Here is a 16198-nt window from a genome sequence, read left to right on the forward strand (position 1 = left end):
CCTCTCAGCAGCACTCCGCGTTGTCGAGGCCCCGCGGCAACCGCTCCCCCCCGAACACCGCACACGTCGCCTCGTCCCCACCCAACGCCGCCACAGCCAACAGCAACGACCCGGCGGTCCACGAGGTCAACTCCACGGGCCAGACAGCCTGGTCGTCGAAGACATAACCCGTCCAGTACAGCCCGGAGTCGGGATCACGCAGATGCTGGATGGACTGCAGAATCCCCAGCGCACGGTCGGACTCCCCCATCGCCCACAGCGCCAGGGCGAGTTCGGCGGACTCACCCCCGGTCACCCACGGGTTGGGGACGACGCACCGCACGCCCAGCCCGGGCACGACGAACCGATCCCAGCCGTCCTCTATACGGGACTTGGCCTCGGCCCCCGTCAACGCACCACCCAGCACCGGGTAGTACCAGTCCATCGAGTAACGGCCCTTGTCGAGAAACCGCTCGGGATGCCGACGTATCGCATGCCGCAGCAGCCCGACCGCCAACTCCCAGTCCGGCTGCGGCTCCTCCCGCTGCTCGGCGATGGCGAGCGCACAGCGCAACGCGTGATGGATGGAGGAGGAGCCGGTGAGCAGGGCGTCGGCGACCGGCGTACCGTCGTCCTCCCGCTTCCACCCGATCTGCCCCCCGTGCTGCTGCAACTCCAGGACGAACTCGACGGCGGCGTACACGGCCGGCCACATACGGTCCAGGAAGGTGTCGTCACCGGTGGCCAGGTAGTGGTGCCAGACGCCGACGGCTATGTACGCGACGAAGTTGGACTCGCGCCCCCGGTCGGTGACGTCGGCGGCGTCCCCGTCGGCGTACGCGGCGTACCAGGAGCCGTCCTCGTTCTGGTGCCGCCGCAGCCACTCGTACGCGCGCTCGGCGGCGGCGTGCTCACCGGCCGCGTCGAGGGCCATCGCGGCCTCGGTGTGGTCCCACGGGTCGAGGTGGTGCCCGCGGAACCACGGGATCGCGCCGTCCTCCCGCTGTACGGCGAGGATGCCCCGTACGGTCGCGGCGGCCTGCTCGGCGGTGAGGACCCCGGGCAGGACGAGGTGTTCTGTCCGGGGGGTGGTCACGAAGCGTCCACCCGAGCGGCGTCGGCGGGAAGGTGCGGCTTCGTCGCGTACGCCACGAAGCTCTTGCCGATCAGCGGGTTGAGCGCCTGTTCGGCGACCCGGGTGGCCAGGGGCTTCTTCATGATGTCCCAGACCAGCAGCTTGTGGTACGCCCGCACGGGCAGCGCCTTGTCGTTGTCGACGCCGAACGCGCACTTCAGCCACCAGTACGGGGAGTGCAGGGCGTGGGCGTGGTGGGTGCCGTACGGCTTCAGGCCCGCCTCGCGGATCTTGGCGAGCAGTTCGTCCGCCTTGTAGATGCGGATGTGGCCGCCCTCGACCTCGTGGTAGGCGTCGGACAGCGCCCAGCAGACCTTCTCGGGGCCGTAGCGGGGGACGGTGACGGCGATACGACCGCCGGGCCTGAGCACCCGCACCATCTCCGCCAGCACGCCCTTGTCGTCGGGGATGTGCTCCATGACCTCGGAGATGATGACGACGTCGAAGGACTCGTCGGGGAAGGGCAGCGCGAGGGCGTCGCCCTCCATCGCCGTGGCGGTCGCGCCCTCCGGGGCCTCCCCGGCCTCCTTCATCGCCGCGAACCACTTGGCGACCTCGCGGATCTCCTCGCCGTTCTGGTCGAGGGCCACGACCTGGGCGCCGCGCCGGTAGCACTCGAAGGCGTGCCGGCCCGCTCCGCAGCCGAGATCCAGGACACGGTCCCCCGGGGCGAGGGGGAACCGGGAGAAGTCGACGGTCAGCACGTGGCCCTGCTTTCGGGATAGACGCCGGTGTCACTTGTGGGGGTGGCGGACTCGACGGTGGGAGTGGCCGACTCCACGGCACTTGTCGGAGTGGGGCCCTGGGCGATCGCCTCGCGGTAGCGGGCCACCGTGCCCTCGGCGGCCTTGGCCCAGGTGAAACGCCGGAGCACCCGTTCGCGCCCGGCGTGGCCGAGCCGCTGCCGTAGCTCCGGGTCGCCCAGCAGCCGACCGATCGCGGCGGCCAGGGCGCCCGCGTCGCCGGGGCGGACCGCGAGGCAGGTCTCGCCGTCGGGTCCGGCGACCTCGGGGATGGCCCCGCCGGTGGTGGCGACCAGGGGCGTACCGGTGGCCATGGCCTCGGCGGCGGGCAGGGAGAACCCCTCGTACAGCGAGGGCACGCAGGAGATCTCGGCCGAGCGGACCAGGTCGACCAGTTCGGCGTCGGAGATGCCCTTGACGAACTCGACGGCGCCTTCGAGGCCGTACCGTTCGATGGCCTGGGCGACGGGCCCGTCCTCGGCGCGCTTGCCGACGACGACCAGATGGGCCGCCGGGTGCTCGGTGCGCACCTTCGCGAGCGCCTCGACGAGGAAGACGAGCCCCTTCAGGGGAACGTCCGCGCTGGAGGTGGTGACGATCCGGCCGGGTATTCGCGCCACGGACGGGTCCGGGGCGAAGAGGTCGGTGTCGGCGCCGATGTGCACGACGTGGATACGGTCGTCGCGTACGCCGAGGTGGTCGACGATCTCCTGGCGGGAGGTGCCGGAGACGGTGAGCACGGACGGCAGCCGCCGGGCGACCCGCTTCTGCATACGTGTGAAGGCGTACCAGCGCCGCACGGACATCCGCCGCTGCCACCCCTCGGCGGCGTCGAGCTCCAACTGCCGGTCGACGGTGATGGGGTGGTGGATGGTGGTGACGAGGGGCGCGCCCACATCGCCCAGCAGCCCGTACCCGAGGGTCTGGTTGTCGTGCACGACGTCGAACTCCCCGCGCCGGGCGCGCAGATGACGCCGGGCGCGGAGCGAGAAGGTGAGCGGCTCCGGGAAACCGCCGGTCCACATCGTCGCCACTTCGAGGGCGTCGATCCAGTCGCGGTACTCGTCGCGCCCGGGGGTGCGGAAGGGGTCGGGCTGGCGGTACAGGTCCAGGCTGGGCAGCTCGGTGAGGGAGAGCCGGTCGCCGTATCCCTCGCCCTCGTCGAGCACCGGGTACGGCTGGGAGCCGATCACCTCGACCCGGTGGCCGAGGCGCGCGAGCTCGCGCGAGAGATGCCGTACGTAGACGCCCTGGCCCCCGCAGAACGGGTTCCCTTTATAGGTGAGGAGCGCGATGTCGAGCGGTCGCCCGCCGTCCGCAGCGAGGTCATGCCGGGACCCCGCCTGACTGGCCTCAGCGGTCACTCCTGGCCCCCTTCTCACTGCGATTTCCCGTGAGATTACGACGAGACGGTAATCTAGAACAAGTTTCAGAGTTGATCGTTCGGGAGGCTCTGAATCTACCGGCTGGTAGAACCGCTGTGAGAGGTGGATCAGGTGATTCACGCCACGGCACACGCCCTGGCATGCTGTCTGACCGCGTACCCTCACCGACCGTCACGGAACGAGACCCATGCCTGCGGAAGTCAAGGTGGAAGCCAGTAGCGCCGGTAGCCCACGCCAGGCCGGCCCACGACCGGACCCGCGGCCGGACTCTCCGCCCCTCACGGAGCGGCAGGAGGCCCGCCGGCGGCGCATCCTGCACGCGAGTGCGCAGCTGGCCAGCCGGGGCGGTTTCGACGCCGTACAGATGCGCGAGGTGGCCGAGTCCTCCCAGGTGGCCCTGGGCACTCTCTACCGCTACTTCCCGTCCAAGATCCATCTCCTGGTCGCGACGATGCAGGACCAGCTGGCCCATATGCACGGCACGCTCCGCAAGAAGCCGCCGACGGGCGAGACGGCGGCGGAACGGGTCGCCGAAACCCTGATGCGGGCCTTCCGGGCCCTCCAGCGCGAGCCCCACCTCGCCGACGCCATGGTCCGCGCCCTCACCTTCGCCGACCGCAGCGTCAGCCCCGAGGTCGACCAGGTCTCCCACCAGACCACCGCGATCATCCTGGACGCGATGGGCTTGGAGAACCCCACGCCCGAACAGCTCTCAGCGGTCCGCGTGATCGAACACACCTGGCACTCGGCCCTGATCACCTGGCTCTCGGGCCGCGCCTCCATCGCCCAGGTGAAGATCGACATCGAGACGGTGTGCCGGTTGATCGACCTGACGGCGCCCGAGGGCGCGGGTTCGTAGTCCCCCGGCAGGGGCATCACCGGCCCCGCCGGCGGCGCAGGACGCCGAACCACCGGCGATACCCGCAGGTCAGGCCGTGCTCTTCGGAGACATCCGCCGAACCGTACCGAAGGGGCTGGGAGTTGGCCGCGCCCCACAGCGCACCGCTCCTCGTGCCCGGCCGCCCCGGCGCCGGCAAGTCCCCCCATCCGAGGCCCCGCCCCGGACATCGACCCAACATACAGAAACGACCTACGAGACGGGTTCCCTGCGCCGGCATTACCCGGATCAGGTACTGGGGGTCGCCATCAGGCCCAACTACTGCCTTCTGGCCTCTCAGCCCTACCGTCGACGTCGGCACCAGCGGAGATCCTGCCTCTCGCCAATGTCGGCTACTCCGGTCGGGCTCCCTCACTCGCCTCGTAGGTCTATCTACAGAATAGAACACCTGAATACGGACGCAACCCCTGAAGATGGATTTTTTACCCACAAAGGTAAAGAAAGACAAAGAAGGGCAAACCTGCACCCTAGCCGCTGAAGGGATCTTCCAGCGCCGGGACGCACGGAGACAGCAGCGGCTCCGTGTGCCAGGTGACCGCGCCCCGGGCGAGCCTGAGGACGCGCACGTCGTTCTCATGGCCCGGGTCCTCGTCGTCGCGGACATGGAGGAGCCCGTAGGAGCCGGGGGCGACCGCCGCCACATGCTCGAACAGACCGACGACATCCGGTGACGAGCGGTGATTGGAATGGCCTCCCAAGTGGATGAAGGGCTCGCCGTTCATCCACCGGAGATCGAGGAGGTATGGGCTGGCCATCTCGTCGATACAAGCCCGTAGCTCCTCGACGATCTCCCCCAGTCGGCCCTCGTCGTCGTCACCGACCGCGGTTTCCCTGACCGTGATCCACCCGTGGTACTCGAACACACCTCGATGCTAGGTGCTGTCGCGGGTCGTCCGACGATCCGTTCGGAGCCTCGTCCGGCCCCTCCCCCTGGCCCCGTGGAGTGCCTACGCTTCATGGAACGGCTGTGCCGTCGCCAGCGCTCCTCGGGCTCGCGGATGAGGTGACCGGTAGTGGAAGATCGTTCAGGCAGCAGTGGGCCGGACCAGGATGAGATCGCGGAGCTGCGGGCTCGGGCCGATGCCGGGGATCGGAACGCGGCAGGGCGGTTGGGGGAACTGCTGGCCAAGCACGGCGACCGGGAAGGCGCTCTGCGGGTATGGGCCCGAGCCCATGGCGACACTTCGCCCACGACGAGGCGGTTGGCCGATCTGCTGGCCGAGCGCGGCGACTTGGCGGGCGCGGTGGAGGTGTGGACGTTTTCGGACGCGGTGCGGCAGAACCCGGCCGGTTTCCACGCGGAGTACCTGAACACCCTGAATGCCTGTGACCGTTTGGACGAGGACGATCCCGAGGATTGGGCCTTCATCGAGGGCGAGGAGTTGGCCAGGCTGCTGGCCGAGGGAGGGTGACGGGGCTGCGATCGCGGAGTCGCGGTCGCCTCGGTCGGATCGGCGAAGGCCCTGATTCCGGCGTGCCTCCGGCCCTGCCGCGCATCGTCAGTTGGTGGTGTGGTCCAGGATCGCGGCGGCGAGCGGCGCGTGCACCTCAGGGGGGAGCGCGTGCCCCATGCCGGGGATCTCGACGATGCGTGCGCCCTGGATCGCCTGGGCGAGGTGGTGGGGATGCGGCGGCGGGGTGACCGGTTCGGCGGGAGCGGAGACGACGAGGGTGGGCACCGTGGTCCGGGCGAGCTGCTCGGTGCGAAGCAGGCCGGAGGCGTCGGCGCGGGCGTGCGCGGTGCTGGTGGCGTGGTGCCCCGTGTGCTCGATGATCTTCCGCTCCAGGGCGCGGGCGTACTCGGCGTCGAAGGGAAGCTGATCGCCGCCGAGGACCCGCCAGTGCTCGACCCGCCGCTCCACCTCCGCTTCCAAGCCGAGGTCCACCACGGGACGGGACCACATCTCCAGCAGACGGGGCGCGACACCGGGGAGTTCCTCGGGCGGGATCCGGGTTCCGTCCGGCTGGACGTACGGGGCGGCACTGAGCGCGTGCGCGCCGATCAGGGTCGCGCTGAGCAGCCGGTCGGGATGGTCGGCGACGAGGAGTTGCGCGAGCATGCCGCCCAGCGACATGCCCACTATGTGGGCGCGTTCGACACCGAGGCCGTCCAGCACCGCGAGGGCGTCCTCCGCGAGGTCACTGAGGGGATAGGGCCGCTGGTCGAACGCCCAGGTGGAGCGACCGGTGTCGCGATGGTCGTAGCGGATCACACGATGGCGTGAGGCGAGCATGTCGACCAGTTCGTCCGGCCAGCCGAGGCCCGACGCCTGCGCGCCCATGATCAGCAGCAACGGAGACGCGTCGGCCGCGCCACGGTCTTCGACCCAGAGGCGTACGCCGGGCGCTGCGTCGATGAAGCGTTCCATGAGGCTCCTCCTGCATAGGACTGCATAGGACAAATGCGAGACGAGACGTATCGTATCGCACGTTTCCTGCAAGACGACGATCGGCGGCCTGCGGGAATGACTCCCGGGCTTCCGGCCGCGCCGCCGGGCGCTCCCGATCTCCCTCGAACCTCCAGCGAAGGCGCAGGTCAGACCGTACGCTTTGGGGACGTTCACCGAACTTCACCGAACTGCGCCGAAGGAGACGGGAGTTGTCCGTGCCATCCGGGGGTCCTGTCGCGGACTTCTGCGCGGAGCTGGGGCGTCTGGTGCGTGTGTGCCAGGTGAATCAGGGGGAGATCGCCAGGGCGCTCGGCAGAAGTCCCTCGTCGGTGTCGGAGCTGCTGAGCGGACGGCGCCGGAGGCCTCCGGAGTGGGACGTCGTACGGTCGATCGTCGGACTGTGCGCCGAGCGGAACGGGCGCGAGGCACCGCCGCCCGCGGGGATGCGGCTCGACGTGGCGTGGTGGCGGGGGCGGTACGGGGAGCTGGAGCGGGCCGTCGAGACGGCGCGCACGCGGGTTCGCCGGGCAACACCTGCCGAAGGAGTACCTATCGAAGGGGTGCCTATCGGAGGAGCGCCCGCTGAGGGGATGCCTGTCGGCTGGATGCCTCCGCTGCACGACCAGGGACTCGCCCTCAACGCGAATGACGTCGTCCGGATGAGTGTCGACGAGGCGGTGGTCCTGCTGGCGGCAGGGCGAACGCGCCTCGCGAACGCCGTGGACGGGCTCATCGGGCCGCTGTACGGGGAGCAGGGTTCGCCCGGCGCTCTGGATGCCCTGCTGGAGAGTTTCCCGGAGCGGGTGCGGGCGGCGCACGGTGTGATGCGCTCCGCGTTGCTGGAGGCGGCGCGGATCGTGCTGGTGGCGACGGCCGTGGTCGAGTGCGGGACCCTGAACGAGACCGTCGACGATCGATACTCGGCGTTCAACCTGATCCAGCAGGTGGTCAACGGCGCGACGCGAGCGGGTGGACGGACGACGGAGGATGCTCGCCCTGCGGATCCACCGCTGCTGGCGGGCGTTCGGAACACCTTCCCCTCACGCACACACGAGGTGCTCCTCGACGAGTACTTCCGGCTGGCGTCGCCCATTGCCGTCGCCTGTCCCGAGTTCGCGCTGACGGCCGGTCTGTCCCGCACCGTCGAAGGCAACGCCCTCGAAGGCGACGCCCTCGAAGGCGACGCCCTCCAGGGCAACGCCATTGGCGGCAGGAGCGGGGTCGGGCTGTCCGGCCTGGGAGCCATGCTCGCGGACTTCGCGGGCCGGGACGAACGTTCCCGTGCGGCTCGCACCCAGCTGAACAGCCCCATCTCGTCGCTCGACCCCCGTGGCCCCCGGCTGCCGAGCCTGGCGGAGGGATACGTCAACCCCCGCTTCCGATTGACCGAGGCGTACACGGTCGCCCGCCTCGACCTCGACCACCACGTCGCCTCGGACAAGTGGTGGGCGGAGCAACCGGTGTACGACACCATCGAGGAGTTCTTCGCCGCCCACCTCCTCAGCGCCTCCGCCCTGCTGGCCCCGCTCGTCGTACTCGGCCACCCGGGCGCCGGCAAGTCACTGCTCACCAGACTGCTGGCCGCACGGCTACCGGCTGACGAGTTCCGTCCGCTCCGGGTGGAGCTGCGGCACACTCCGGCGGAGGCCGACCTGGAGGAGCAACTGGAACACGGCCTGCGGCAGGCCACGGGCCGAAAGATGAGTTGGCCGGAGTGGTACGGGTCACAGCCCGGGACAATCCCGGTCGTCCTGCTGGACGGCTTCGACGAACTGCTCCAAGCGGGTGCCCAACGACTCGGCTCCTATCGGCAGTGGACGTATCTGACCGACCTGGAGAGCTTCCAGCACCGTGAGGCGGAGCAGGGTCGCCCGCTGATCGTGGTGGTGACGAGCCGCACGGTGGTCGCCGACCGCGCCGCGATCCCCACGGAGAGCCAGGTCCTGCGTCTGGAGCCGTTCGCGGAGCCGGAGATCGACCGGTGGCTCTCGATCTGGAACCGGACGAACGGGACCTACCTGAAACAGCACGGTCTCCGCCCACTGACCGCTGAACCTGTGATCCGACATCACCATGAACTCGCGGCCCAACCACTGCTGCTGCTCATGCTCGCGCTGTACGACGCGGTAGACAACGCGCTCCACCGGCTCGACGACGAGAACATCAGCCGTACTCAGCTGTACGACCGTCTGCTCAGGGAGTTCGTCCAGCGTCAGGTCGTCAAGGACGGATCGCGCCCTCCGTCCGAGCAGCGGGCCGCGGTCGACCGGGAACTCCACCGCCTCTCGGTGATCGCCCTCGGCATGTTCCACCGCGGGGCCCAGGCCATCAGCGGGGAGGAGGCGGACCGCGATCTGGCGGCCCTGAGGAACACGGAGCCGCACGGGCCGCAGGACTGTCGGGAGCCGCAGGAACCGCCCCGGGGGATCGGTTCTTCCAAGACGCTCTTCGGACGGTTCTTCTTCATGCACGAGGCACAGGCCGTCGTCACCGAGGAACGGCTGCGCAGCTACGAGTTCATCCACGCGACGTTCGGCGAGCATCTCGCCGCGCGGCTGATCGTGCGAGCCCTGGAGCGGCTGGTGAAGTCGGCCGGTTCGGGACAAGGTCCTGTGGACGACGGTGAGTTGTACGCCCTGCTGTCCTTCGCCCCGCTCACGGACCGGGCGCAGCTCGTCCAGAACCTCCGGGAGATGCTGGCGGCCTGGACGGATCCAGTGACACGGGATGACCTGCCGGACCTGCTGGCCGAGTTGTTCGAGGACGCCGTGTGGGAGACCCCGCACCGCACCGACCTCGGACACGCGCCGACACGGCTGACGAGGACCTACCGTGACACGGTCTACAACGTCAACCTGCTGCTGATCGCGGTGTTGGCGGCCGGTGAGGTGCACGCGTCCGAGTTCCTGAGAACCGATGATGTGATCGACACCTGGCGACGGCACAGCAAGTTGTGGCAGTCGCAGCTGTCCGCGAGCTCTTGGGAGTTGTTGTCGTCCACCCTCGGCCCGCACCGCCGTTGGCGGCCCGGGCCGTCCAGCGAGGACGACCGCTTGCCCGAGTTGGTGATTCGCGCCCACAGCGAGCCGCTCGGCCGGCATGAACTCAGCTGGCCCCTCGGCCACTGGGAGTCGGCACCGAATGATCCGGCTGGGGCCGCGAGACACTACTGGTCGTCCGGCAAGCAGGATGCCCTGGACATGGTGTGGCGCGTGATGTTCACGGCAGACCGCGACGCCGAACTCCTCCTGCACATGGCCGATCCGCTGATCGACAGGCTGCCCAGCGCACTGGGGACGCTCCTGAGCGACGGCGACGGACATGTGCACTCGGCGGCACAGTCGCTCATCGCCCTGCTCACCGCGAAGCCGAATCGTGGAGAGAGACTGCATCTGCTCTACGTCAGGTGTCTGGACGTCATCAACCAACTGTCGAACGACGACATACCCCCCGCCTTCGGACTCGTCTGCCGTCAACTGGTCCATGACGTCCCCCTGTTGCCGGACTCAGCGCTCGCCGCTGTACTACGCCGGCTCATGGATTACCGCATGACCCGCCGCAGTGCCCCGGTCCGGCAGGCCCTGCGCGAATGCATACGTCAGGCACTGGGGCGGAACGAGCAACTGGACGTCGTCCTCGGCAGGGTTTGCAGCGAGTTCGACCTCCACGCGTGGAGCTCATCCGAGCCGGACGACCTGCTGAGGTTGGCGTGGACAGGCTCTTCCAGCAGTGCGTGGAAGTGGTCCGCCCAGGCGTACCACCATTTCGAGGAGCGCGACTTCAACGAGATCCTCGCGGCACACGACCCCAGGGAAGCCGCCGCCCGCCACCCCTCAACCGTCATCGACCTCCTCCGCCTCGCCGCCGATCTCGGCCTCGACGACTGGCTGGCCACCCACGCGGAGTCATTCCTCCAGGCCCTCCCGCCCAACGCGTTCGGCCTCCTCCGCCCCTCCGACCTCATCTACCTCCGCAGCGCCCTGCCACCCGGCACATATGCCGCCGAGTTCGCGGAAGTGGAGCGGATCTGGCGCCGAGACGGAGCGCCGCCGGACTCCGCGCCCACGGACTCCGTGCCCATGGACTTCTAGCCCACCGGCTCCAGCCCGCTCCAGCTCCGTCCGATCGCCGTCTCCCCCGCCCAGCGGTCCAGCAGGTGGCGGGCCTCGTCCTCCGGGGCCGCCAGTGAGACGCGTTGGGCGCCCGCGTGGACGCCGCGTTCCTTGTGGATCGTGCCCTCGCTGCAGCAGGCGCAGTAGGTCTGGACGCTGCTGGCGGGTTCGGCGCCGAAGCCGTGGTCGGTGAAGAGCCCCAGCAGAGCCTCCAGGTCCGAGCGCTCGGTGGCGGCGACCGTCACCGAGAGGGTCGGGAGGTCGGAGGGCTCGAAGAGGAGGAGTTCGTCGAAGACGGGGTAGGGCGTGCCGTCCACGACGCGTTCGCCCTTGGGTTCGCCGTCGTGGACGACTATCTCGCCGTAGCGGCGTCCGCTGGTCACGGGTACGTTCACCACGCGTCCACGTGTCGGGCAGAGGCGTTCGATCCAGACGACCTCGCGTGCGCCGTCGGTGTCCAGGCGGACGCAGGCGTTGCCGAAGCGGCCGTTGATCTCGCCCTCCCCGGCCGGGAGCTCTATGCCGAAGCCGGCCCAGGCGTCGCGGGCCGTGGGCCAGTCGCGGCGGATCGTGGCGGCGATGCCCAGGTTCCAGTACGCGGGGTCGCCCTCCCCGCGAGGGGCGCGGGCCGCCGCCTGGACGCCGAGTTCGTACGCCTTCTCCCAGTTGCGCAGGAACTTGTGGCCGAGCGCGGCGTCGTACCACCAGTCCGCGCTCGACCTCAGGTCCGGGTAATGGGCGAGTACCTGTTCGTAGAGGTCGGCGGCGCGCTGCCACTCCTCGGCGTCCCAGGCCTGGCGCGCCTGCTCGATCAACTGCTTGGCTTCCGACTTGCGCACGCTTCCCCTGTACCGATGTCCCGTTGTAGCGCCACCGGGGCCGGTTCGCGTCCCGGCCCCGACAGTTTCTCCGACGATCGCAGGAGCGTACGCCCCTACTCCTCCGGCGGGAACACCGGCTCCCCGCTGCCCAGCAGGGTGATCGCGATCGCCTCCACCGGGCAGCCCTCGGCGGCGTTCAGGATGCGTTCGTTGGCGTCGGTCTCCTGCTCGGTGGGGTGGGACTGCATGGCGGAGTCGAGGCGGAAGGCGTCCGGGGCGTGGTGCGTGCACTGGGCGGAGCCGATGCAGACGGAACGGTCGACCTCCAGGTGCCAGCGATCACCCATGCCCTACGCCTTCCCGGCACCGGTGGCCGAGCCTGCCTCTCCGGTGCCCGCCGTCGGCGCCTCGTACCCCGGCGGCAGATGGATCATCTTGTGCTCCAGGAACTCGCCGTACCCCTCGGGACCGAACTCCCGCCCCAGCCCGGAGTTCTTGTAGCCGCCGAAGGGGCCGAGCATGTCGAGGCTGAAGGTGTTGACGGAGTAGGTGCCGGTGCGGACCTGGCGGGCCATGTCGATGCCGTGCTCGGTGTCGGCGGTCCAGACGCTGCCGCTCAGCCCGTAGTCGGAGTCGTTGGCGATCCGCACCGCCTCCTCCTCGTCGCCGTAGGGGATGAGGCAGATCACCGGGCCGAAGATCTCCTCGCGGGCGATGCGCATGGAGTTGTCGACGTCGCCGAAGAGGGTCGGCTCGACGTACCAGCCGTGGTCGAGGCCGGCGGGACGGCCGCCGCCGGTGAGGATCTTGGCGCCCTCCTCCTGGCCGATCCGTATGTAGTCGAGGCTGCGGCGCTGCTGGCGCTGGGCGACCAGGGGGCCGAGTTCGGTGGCCGGGTCGAGCGGGTCGCCGATCTTCAGCGCGCTCGCCGCCGCGGCGAAGGCCTCGGCGAACTCGTCGTAGCGGGAACGGGGGATCAGGATGCGGGTCTGGGCCACACACGCCTGGCCGTTGACCATCCAGGCGAAGGGGGCGATGCCGGCGACCGCCGTCTGCGCGTCCGCGTCCGGCAGGATCACCGCCGCCGACTTGCCGCCCAACTCCAGGGTGACGCGGGTGAGGTTGCGCGCGGCGACCTCCATGACCCGCTTGCCCGCGGCCACCGAGCCGGTGAAGGAGACCTTGTCGACGCCCGGGTGCCCGACCAGGTACTCGCTGACCTCCCGGTCGGCGGGAAGAATGGAGAGTACCCCCTCGGGCAGGCCCGCCTCCGCCGCGATCTCCGCCAGCAGGTAGGCGTCCAGGGGGGTTTCGGGCGAGACCTTCAGGATCGCCGGGCAGCCCGCGAGCAGCGCCGGGGCGAGTTTGGCGGCGGCCGTGAACTGCGGCACGTTCCATGGGACGACCGCCGCGACCACCCCGACCGGCTCGCGCCGCACGAGGATCTTCCCGAGCACGCCGTCACGCCGTTCCTCGTACGTGAATCCGCGCGCCGTCGTGATCGCCGCGTCCCACACCATCAGCGAGGCGAGCGCCTGCACCATCACGCTGGAGGTGTACGGGGTGCCGTTCTGCGCGCTGATGAGGCGGGCGAAGTCCTCGTGGCGGACGGCGAACGCGTCCTTGATGCGGGTGACGACGGCGATCCGCTCGTCGAGGGTCGTCCGGGGCCAGGGCCCGCTGTCGAACGCCCGCCGCGCGGCGGCCACGGCCCGGTCGACGTCCGCCCGTGACGCGTGCGGTACGCGGCCGATGACCTCGCCCGTGTGCGGCGAGACCACCTCGATGACGTCCGCGCCCAGGGGGTCGGTCAACTCCCCGCCGATGAACAGCTGTCCGTGTTCCACGAGCTCGGTCATGGCCGACTGCCTCCCCGGGGACGTTCACTTCCGCTGACGGTCCATCAGATTCGGTGGCTACGGGAACTGATACCAGTTCCCGTTGGAGGAGTCCACGGACGTCGCACACAACGCTCCACCCGGCTCGACGCCTGAGTGAAACCAGTTCTAGTTATAGTGAGGGAAGCCGGAGTGCCGACGACCTACGACCTACGACAGGGGAACAGGGGAGCCGATGGGCAAGGTGGCCGATCATGGCGGGGGCGTACGGTCGATCGAGGTCCCCATCCCGGACAACCCGCTCGGCCACACCCTCGTCTATGTCGTCGACACCGACCGCGGACCGGTGTTGATCGACACCGGCTGGGACGACCCGGGGTCGTGGGACACCCTCGTCGCGGGGCTGACGGCGTGCGGTACGTCGGTCGCGGAGATCCACGGGGTGGTGATCACCCACCACCACCCCGACCACCACGGTCTGTCGGGGGCGGTGCGCGAGGCGTCGGGGGCGTGGATCGCGATGCACGCGGCGGACACCGCGATCGTACGGCGCACCCGGGGCACCGGCCCCGAGCGCTGGTTCACGTATATGACGGCCAAGCTCACAGCAGCGGGCGCCCCGGAGTCGCACCTGGCCCCCCTGCGCAACCCCGAGCGCCCCCGCGCGCTGCCCGGCTTCTCCCCCGCGCTGCCCGACCGCGAGATCGTCCCCGGCGAACTCCTCGACCTCCCCGGCCGCCGCCTCCGCGCGATCTGGACCCCGGGCCACACGCCCGGCCATGTCTGTCTCCACCTGGAGGAGACCCACCCGGCCCAACTCCCGGGCCATGGCCGCCTCTTCTCCGGCGACCACCTCCTCCCCGAGATCACCCCGCACATCGGCCTGTACGAGGACCCCGACGACGCCACTGTTACCGATCCCCTCGGCGACTACCTCGACTCCCTGGAACGCGTCGGCCGCCTGGCCCCCGCCGAAGTCCTCCCGGCCCACCAGCACACCTTCACCGACGCGGCCACCCGCGTACGCGAGCTCCTGACCCACCACGAGTCCCGCCTCACCGACCTCCTCACCCTCCTCGCCACCCCCCTCACCCCCTGGCAACTGGCCGAACGCATGGAGTGGAACCGCCCCTGGCCCCACATCCCCTTCACCTCCCGCAACATCGCCGTCTCGGAGGCCGAGGCCCACCTCCGCCGCCTGGTGAAACTGGGCCGCGCGGAGGCGATACCGGGGAGCGATCCGGTGACGTACATGGCGGTGTGACGCGCGGGGCCATCCATCAACCGGACGCGGTCAGCCATCAACCGGATTACGCCCCCGGTGTACGGATCGACGCCCCGCCGAGCGCGCGGATCAACTCCTCGGCCCTGCCCAAAAGTTGGATCTCGACCCCGGTCATCGTCGGGTTGGCGGCCCGGCGGGATCGTGCCTCCCTCAGCCCCTCCTCCGTCAGGGCGGGGGCTGCCGTCGGGTGATTCAGGAGGGCGGCGAGGGTGTTGTGGGCCAGGCCCGCGCGGGGGTCGTCGTCCGCCACGGCGACCTGGGCGAGGATCACAGCGGACATGCCCCAGTCGAGGCCCGGCGGGCCCTCCTCGGTGTTGGACCAGTCGATGACCATGGGGCCCCGCGGGGTGAGGATGACGTTTTCCGGGTGCAGGTCGAGGTGGAGGACTCGGGCCTCCGGGGCCGTCGAGCGGCGGGGCGGGATGGCGTGGAGGTCGTGGAGGAGGAGGGCCAGAATGGCGCCGGCCTCTGCCTGGGTGAGGGTGCCCTCCGCGATGGCCTCCACCAGGGTCGGGCCCGCGAGGCGCTGCAGGATCAGGTCCGTGCGAGTCGCCGCGCGTACGCGTGGGACGGGGTAGCCGTGACCGCGCACATGCTCCATGACCTCCGCCTCGGCGACCGCGTCGCCCCAGCCGTCGCGGTAGCGCCGCAGCACCCAGGCCCCGTCACCCGTCCCGCCGTCGATGTCGTACTCGTACTCGTACACATCCGCCGTACGCCCGGCCCCGAGCAGTCTCCCCGTTCCCATGGGCCGAACCTACCGTCGTGCGCGCCGTCACATTCGCAGGGCTCAGGCCATCACTCGCACGCGATGCGCCCCCAACTCTCTGTTGGCCGAGTCGTGAACCACCCCACAGGACCCAGATCACATACGAGGTGAGGTCGTAGATCGAATGGGGTGGCATGGGCACGACATAAGGGCTTCTGACCTGCGCTTTGAGAGCCACGTCACAGAAGGGATCTCGGTGGCCAATACGGCCACAACTAGCAAAAGGGGTCATTGCGGATGCCTGTCGTGGCTGTTTCTCTGGATGAGTCGCACGGCGCCGACGAGCCCCCACGGGCCGCGGCGCCGACGTACGCCCCCACCCCACATCCCGTGGTGAAGGCATGCCCGCGACGGTCGTATCCCCGAAGAAAGGTTCTCCGTGGCTCTCTCCCTTCTCCGCCGCATCGCCTCCCCGAAGAAGGCCCTCACCGGTGCCGCCGTGGCCGCCTCCGTCGGCGCTCTGCTCGGCGCCGCGCCCGCCCACGCCGCGTCGGATGCCTCTGAGACTCAGGCGACCGCGAAGAAGATGATCGCGAACTCGGCCCAGTACGACTGCTTCGCCAAGATCGTCGACCACGAGAGCGACTGGAACATCAACGCGACGAACTCGTCCTCCGGTGCCTACGGTCTGGTCCAGGCGCTCCCCGGTTCGAAGATGGCTTCCGCCGGTTCCGACTGGAAGACCAACCCCGCCACCCAGATCAAGTGGGGCCTGGACTACATGAACGACCGCTACGGCAGCCCGTGCGGCGCCTGGAACTTCTGGCAGGCCCACAACTGGTACTGATCAGCGATGCGTATCGATCAGCACCGCAGCGCACCTCGCAGCAGCTGAGCTGAAGG

Annotated in this window: 15 protein-coding genes; 5 read left to right on the forward strand and 10 right to left on the reverse strand. The window is 69.7% G+C overall.

What is annotated here, in order from left to right; genetic code table 11:
- Positions 1-4: 4 nt before the first annotated feature.
- From STRIP9103_RS22810 to STRIP9103_RS22820, 3 genes are read right to left on the reverse strand one after another with little or no spacing between them, the layout of a single operon-like run.
- Positions 5-1075, reverse strand: a complete 1071-nt coding sequence (locus tag STRIP9103_RS22810) for a prenyltransferase/squalene oxidase repeat-containing protein (protein WP_009319802.1) — start codon at positions 1073-1075, stop codon at positions 5-7.
- Positions 1072-1818: a class I SAM-dependent methyltransferase gene (locus STRIP9103_RS22815; RefSeq protein ID WP_009319809.1), complete on the reverse strand. Its 747-nt coding sequence runs from the start codon at positions 1816-1818 to the stop codon at positions 1072-1074. The genes STRIP9103_RS22810 and STRIP9103_RS22815 overlap by 4 nt, the downstream gene beginning before the upstream one ends.
- Positions 1812-3221, reverse strand: coding sequence for a glycosyltransferase family 4 protein (locus STRIP9103_RS22820; protein WP_009319797.1), 1410 nt, complete (start codon positions 3219-3221; stop codon positions 1812-1814). The genes STRIP9103_RS22815 and STRIP9103_RS22820 overlap by 7 nt, the downstream gene beginning before the upstream one ends.
- A 208-nt stretch (positions 3222-3429) precedes the next feature.
- On the opposite strand from STRIP9103_RS22820, the gene STRIP9103_RS22825 reads away from it, so the two are divergent.
- Complete coding sequence (locus STRIP9103_RS22825) at positions 3430-4101, forward strand: TetR family transcriptional regulator (RefSeq protein ID WP_009319793.1); 672 nt, start codon at positions 3430-3432, stop codon at positions 4099-4101.
- A 506-nt stretch (positions 4102-4607) separates the two neighbouring features.
- Here STRIP9103_RS22825 and STRIP9103_RS22830 read toward each other — a convergent pair.
- Positions 4608-5003: an Imm7 family immunity protein gene (locus tag STRIP9103_RS22830; RefSeq protein WP_009319804.1), complete on the reverse strand. Its 396-nt coding sequence runs from the start codon at positions 5001-5003 to the stop codon at positions 4608-4610.
- A gap of 150 nt (positions 5004-5153) precedes the next feature.
- On the opposite strand from STRIP9103_RS22830, the gene STRIP9103_RS22835 reads away from it, so the two are divergent.
- Positions 5154-5552, forward strand: a complete 399-nt coding sequence (locus tag STRIP9103_RS22835) for a hypothetical protein (protein WP_009319810.1) — start codon at positions 5154-5156, stop codon at positions 5550-5552.
- An 87-nt stretch (positions 5553-5639) separates the two neighbouring features.
- Here the strand turns inward: STRIP9103_RS22835 and STRIP9103_RS22840 are convergent, their stop codons facing one another.
- Positions 5640-6509, reverse strand: coding sequence for an alpha/beta fold hydrolase (locus STRIP9103_RS22840; RefSeq protein ID WP_009319795.1), 870 nt, complete (start codon positions 6507-6509; stop codon positions 5640-5642).
- A 307-nt stretch (positions 6510-6816) separates the two neighbouring features.
- Positions 6817-7044 carry a hypothetical protein gene (locus tag STRIP9103_RS22845; protein ID WP_048820796.1) on the reverse strand — a complete coding sequence of 76 codons (228 nt, stop codon included), beginning with the start codon at positions 7042-7044 and terminating at the stop codon, positions 6817-6819.
- Between the two features lie 76 nt (positions 7045-7120).
- Here STRIP9103_RS22845 and STRIP9103_RS22850 point away from each other — a divergent pair, with 76 nt between their 5' ends.
- The gene (locus STRIP9103_RS22850) at positions 7121-10621 is read left to right on the forward strand and encodes an NACHT domain-containing protein (protein WP_048820797.1); all 3501 of its coding nucleotides are present in this window, start codon (positions 7121-7123) and stop codon (positions 10619-10621) included.
- On the opposite strand, the gene STRIP9103_RS22855 is transcribed toward STRIP9103_RS22850, so the two are convergent.
- From STRIP9103_RS22855 to STRIP9103_RS22865, 3 genes are all read right to left on the reverse strand, one after another.
- Positions 10618-11481, reverse strand: a complete 864-nt coding sequence (locus STRIP9103_RS22855) for a tetratricopeptide repeat protein (protein ID WP_009319805.1) — start codon at positions 11479-11481, stop codon at positions 10618-10620. The two genes, STRIP9103_RS22850 and STRIP9103_RS22855, sit on opposite strands and share 4 nt — an antisense overlap.
- A gap of 95 nt (positions 11482-11576) precedes the next feature.
- Positions 11577-11810, reverse strand: coding sequence for a ferredoxin (locus STRIP9103_RS22860; protein ID WP_009319811.1), 234 nt, complete (start codon positions 11808-11810; stop codon positions 11577-11579).
- Positions 11811-11813: 3 nt separating this feature from the next.
- A complete protein-coding gene (locus tag STRIP9103_RS22865) occupies positions 11814-13322 on the reverse strand; it encodes an aldehyde dehydrogenase (RefSeq protein WP_048820798.1) in 1509 nt (502 codons plus the stop codon).
- A 214-nt stretch (positions 13323-13536) separates the two neighbouring features.
- On the opposite strand from STRIP9103_RS22865, the gene STRIP9103_RS22870 reads away from it, so the two are divergent.
- Positions 13537-14565 carry an MBL fold metallo-hydrolase gene (locus STRIP9103_RS22870; RefSeq protein ID WP_009319807.1) on the forward strand — a complete coding sequence of 343 codons (1029 nt, stop codon included), beginning with the start codon at positions 13537-13539 and terminating at the stop codon, positions 14563-14565.
- 46 nt (positions 14566-14611) lie between these two features.
- Here the strand turns inward: STRIP9103_RS22870 and STRIP9103_RS22875 are convergent, their stop codons facing one another.
- On the reverse strand, positions 14612-15334 hold the full coding sequence (locus tag STRIP9103_RS22875; RefSeq protein ID WP_009319798.1) for a phosphotransferase: 723 nt from the start codon (positions 15332-15334) through the stop codon (positions 14612-14614).
- 400 nt (positions 15335-15734) lie between these two features.
- Here STRIP9103_RS22875 and STRIP9103_RS22880 point away from each other — a divergent pair, with 400 nt between their 5' ends.
- Positions 15735-16142, forward strand: a complete 408-nt coding sequence (locus tag STRIP9103_RS22880) for an aggregation-promoting factor C-terminal-like domain-containing protein (protein WP_009319816.1) — start codon at positions 15735-15737, stop codon at positions 16140-16142.
- Positions 16143-16198: the final 56 nt, after the last annotated feature.

The organism is Streptomyces ipomoeae 91-03 (genome assembly GCF_000317595.1).
Classification (GTDB): Bacteria; Actinomycetota; Actinomycetes; order Streptomycetales; family Streptomycetaceae; genus Streptomyces; species Streptomyces ipomoeae.

Coding starts and splice junctions, on each gene's coding strand:
- STRIP9103_RS22825 (WP_009319793.1), top strand. CDS start 3,430: ATGCCTGCGGAAGTCAAGGTGGAAGCCAGTAGCGCCGGTAGCCCACGC.
- STRIP9103_RS22840 (WP_009319795.1), bottom strand. CDS start 6,509: ATGGAACGCTTCATCGACGCAGCGCCCGGCGTACGCCTCTGGGTCGAA.
- STRIP9103_RS22850 (WP_048820797.1), top strand. CDS start 7,121: ATGCCTGTCGGCTGGATGCCTCCGCTGCACGACCAGGGACTCGCCCTC.
- STRIP9103_RS22860 (WP_009319811.1), bottom strand. CDS start 11,810: ATGGGTGATCGCTGGCACCTGGAGGTCGACCGTTCCGTCTGCATCGGC.
- STRIP9103_RS22865 (WP_048820798.1), bottom strand. CDS start 13,322: ATGACCGAGCTCGTGGAACACGGACAGCTGTTCATCGGCGGGGAGTTG.
- STRIP9103_RS22870 (WP_009319807.1), top strand. CDS start 13,537: ATGGGCAAGGTGGCCGATCATGGCGGGGGCGTACGGTCGATCGAGGTC.
- STRIP9103_RS22875 (WP_009319798.1), bottom strand. CDS start 15,334: ATGGGAACGGGGAGACTGCTCGGGGCCGGGCGTACGGCGGATGTGTAC.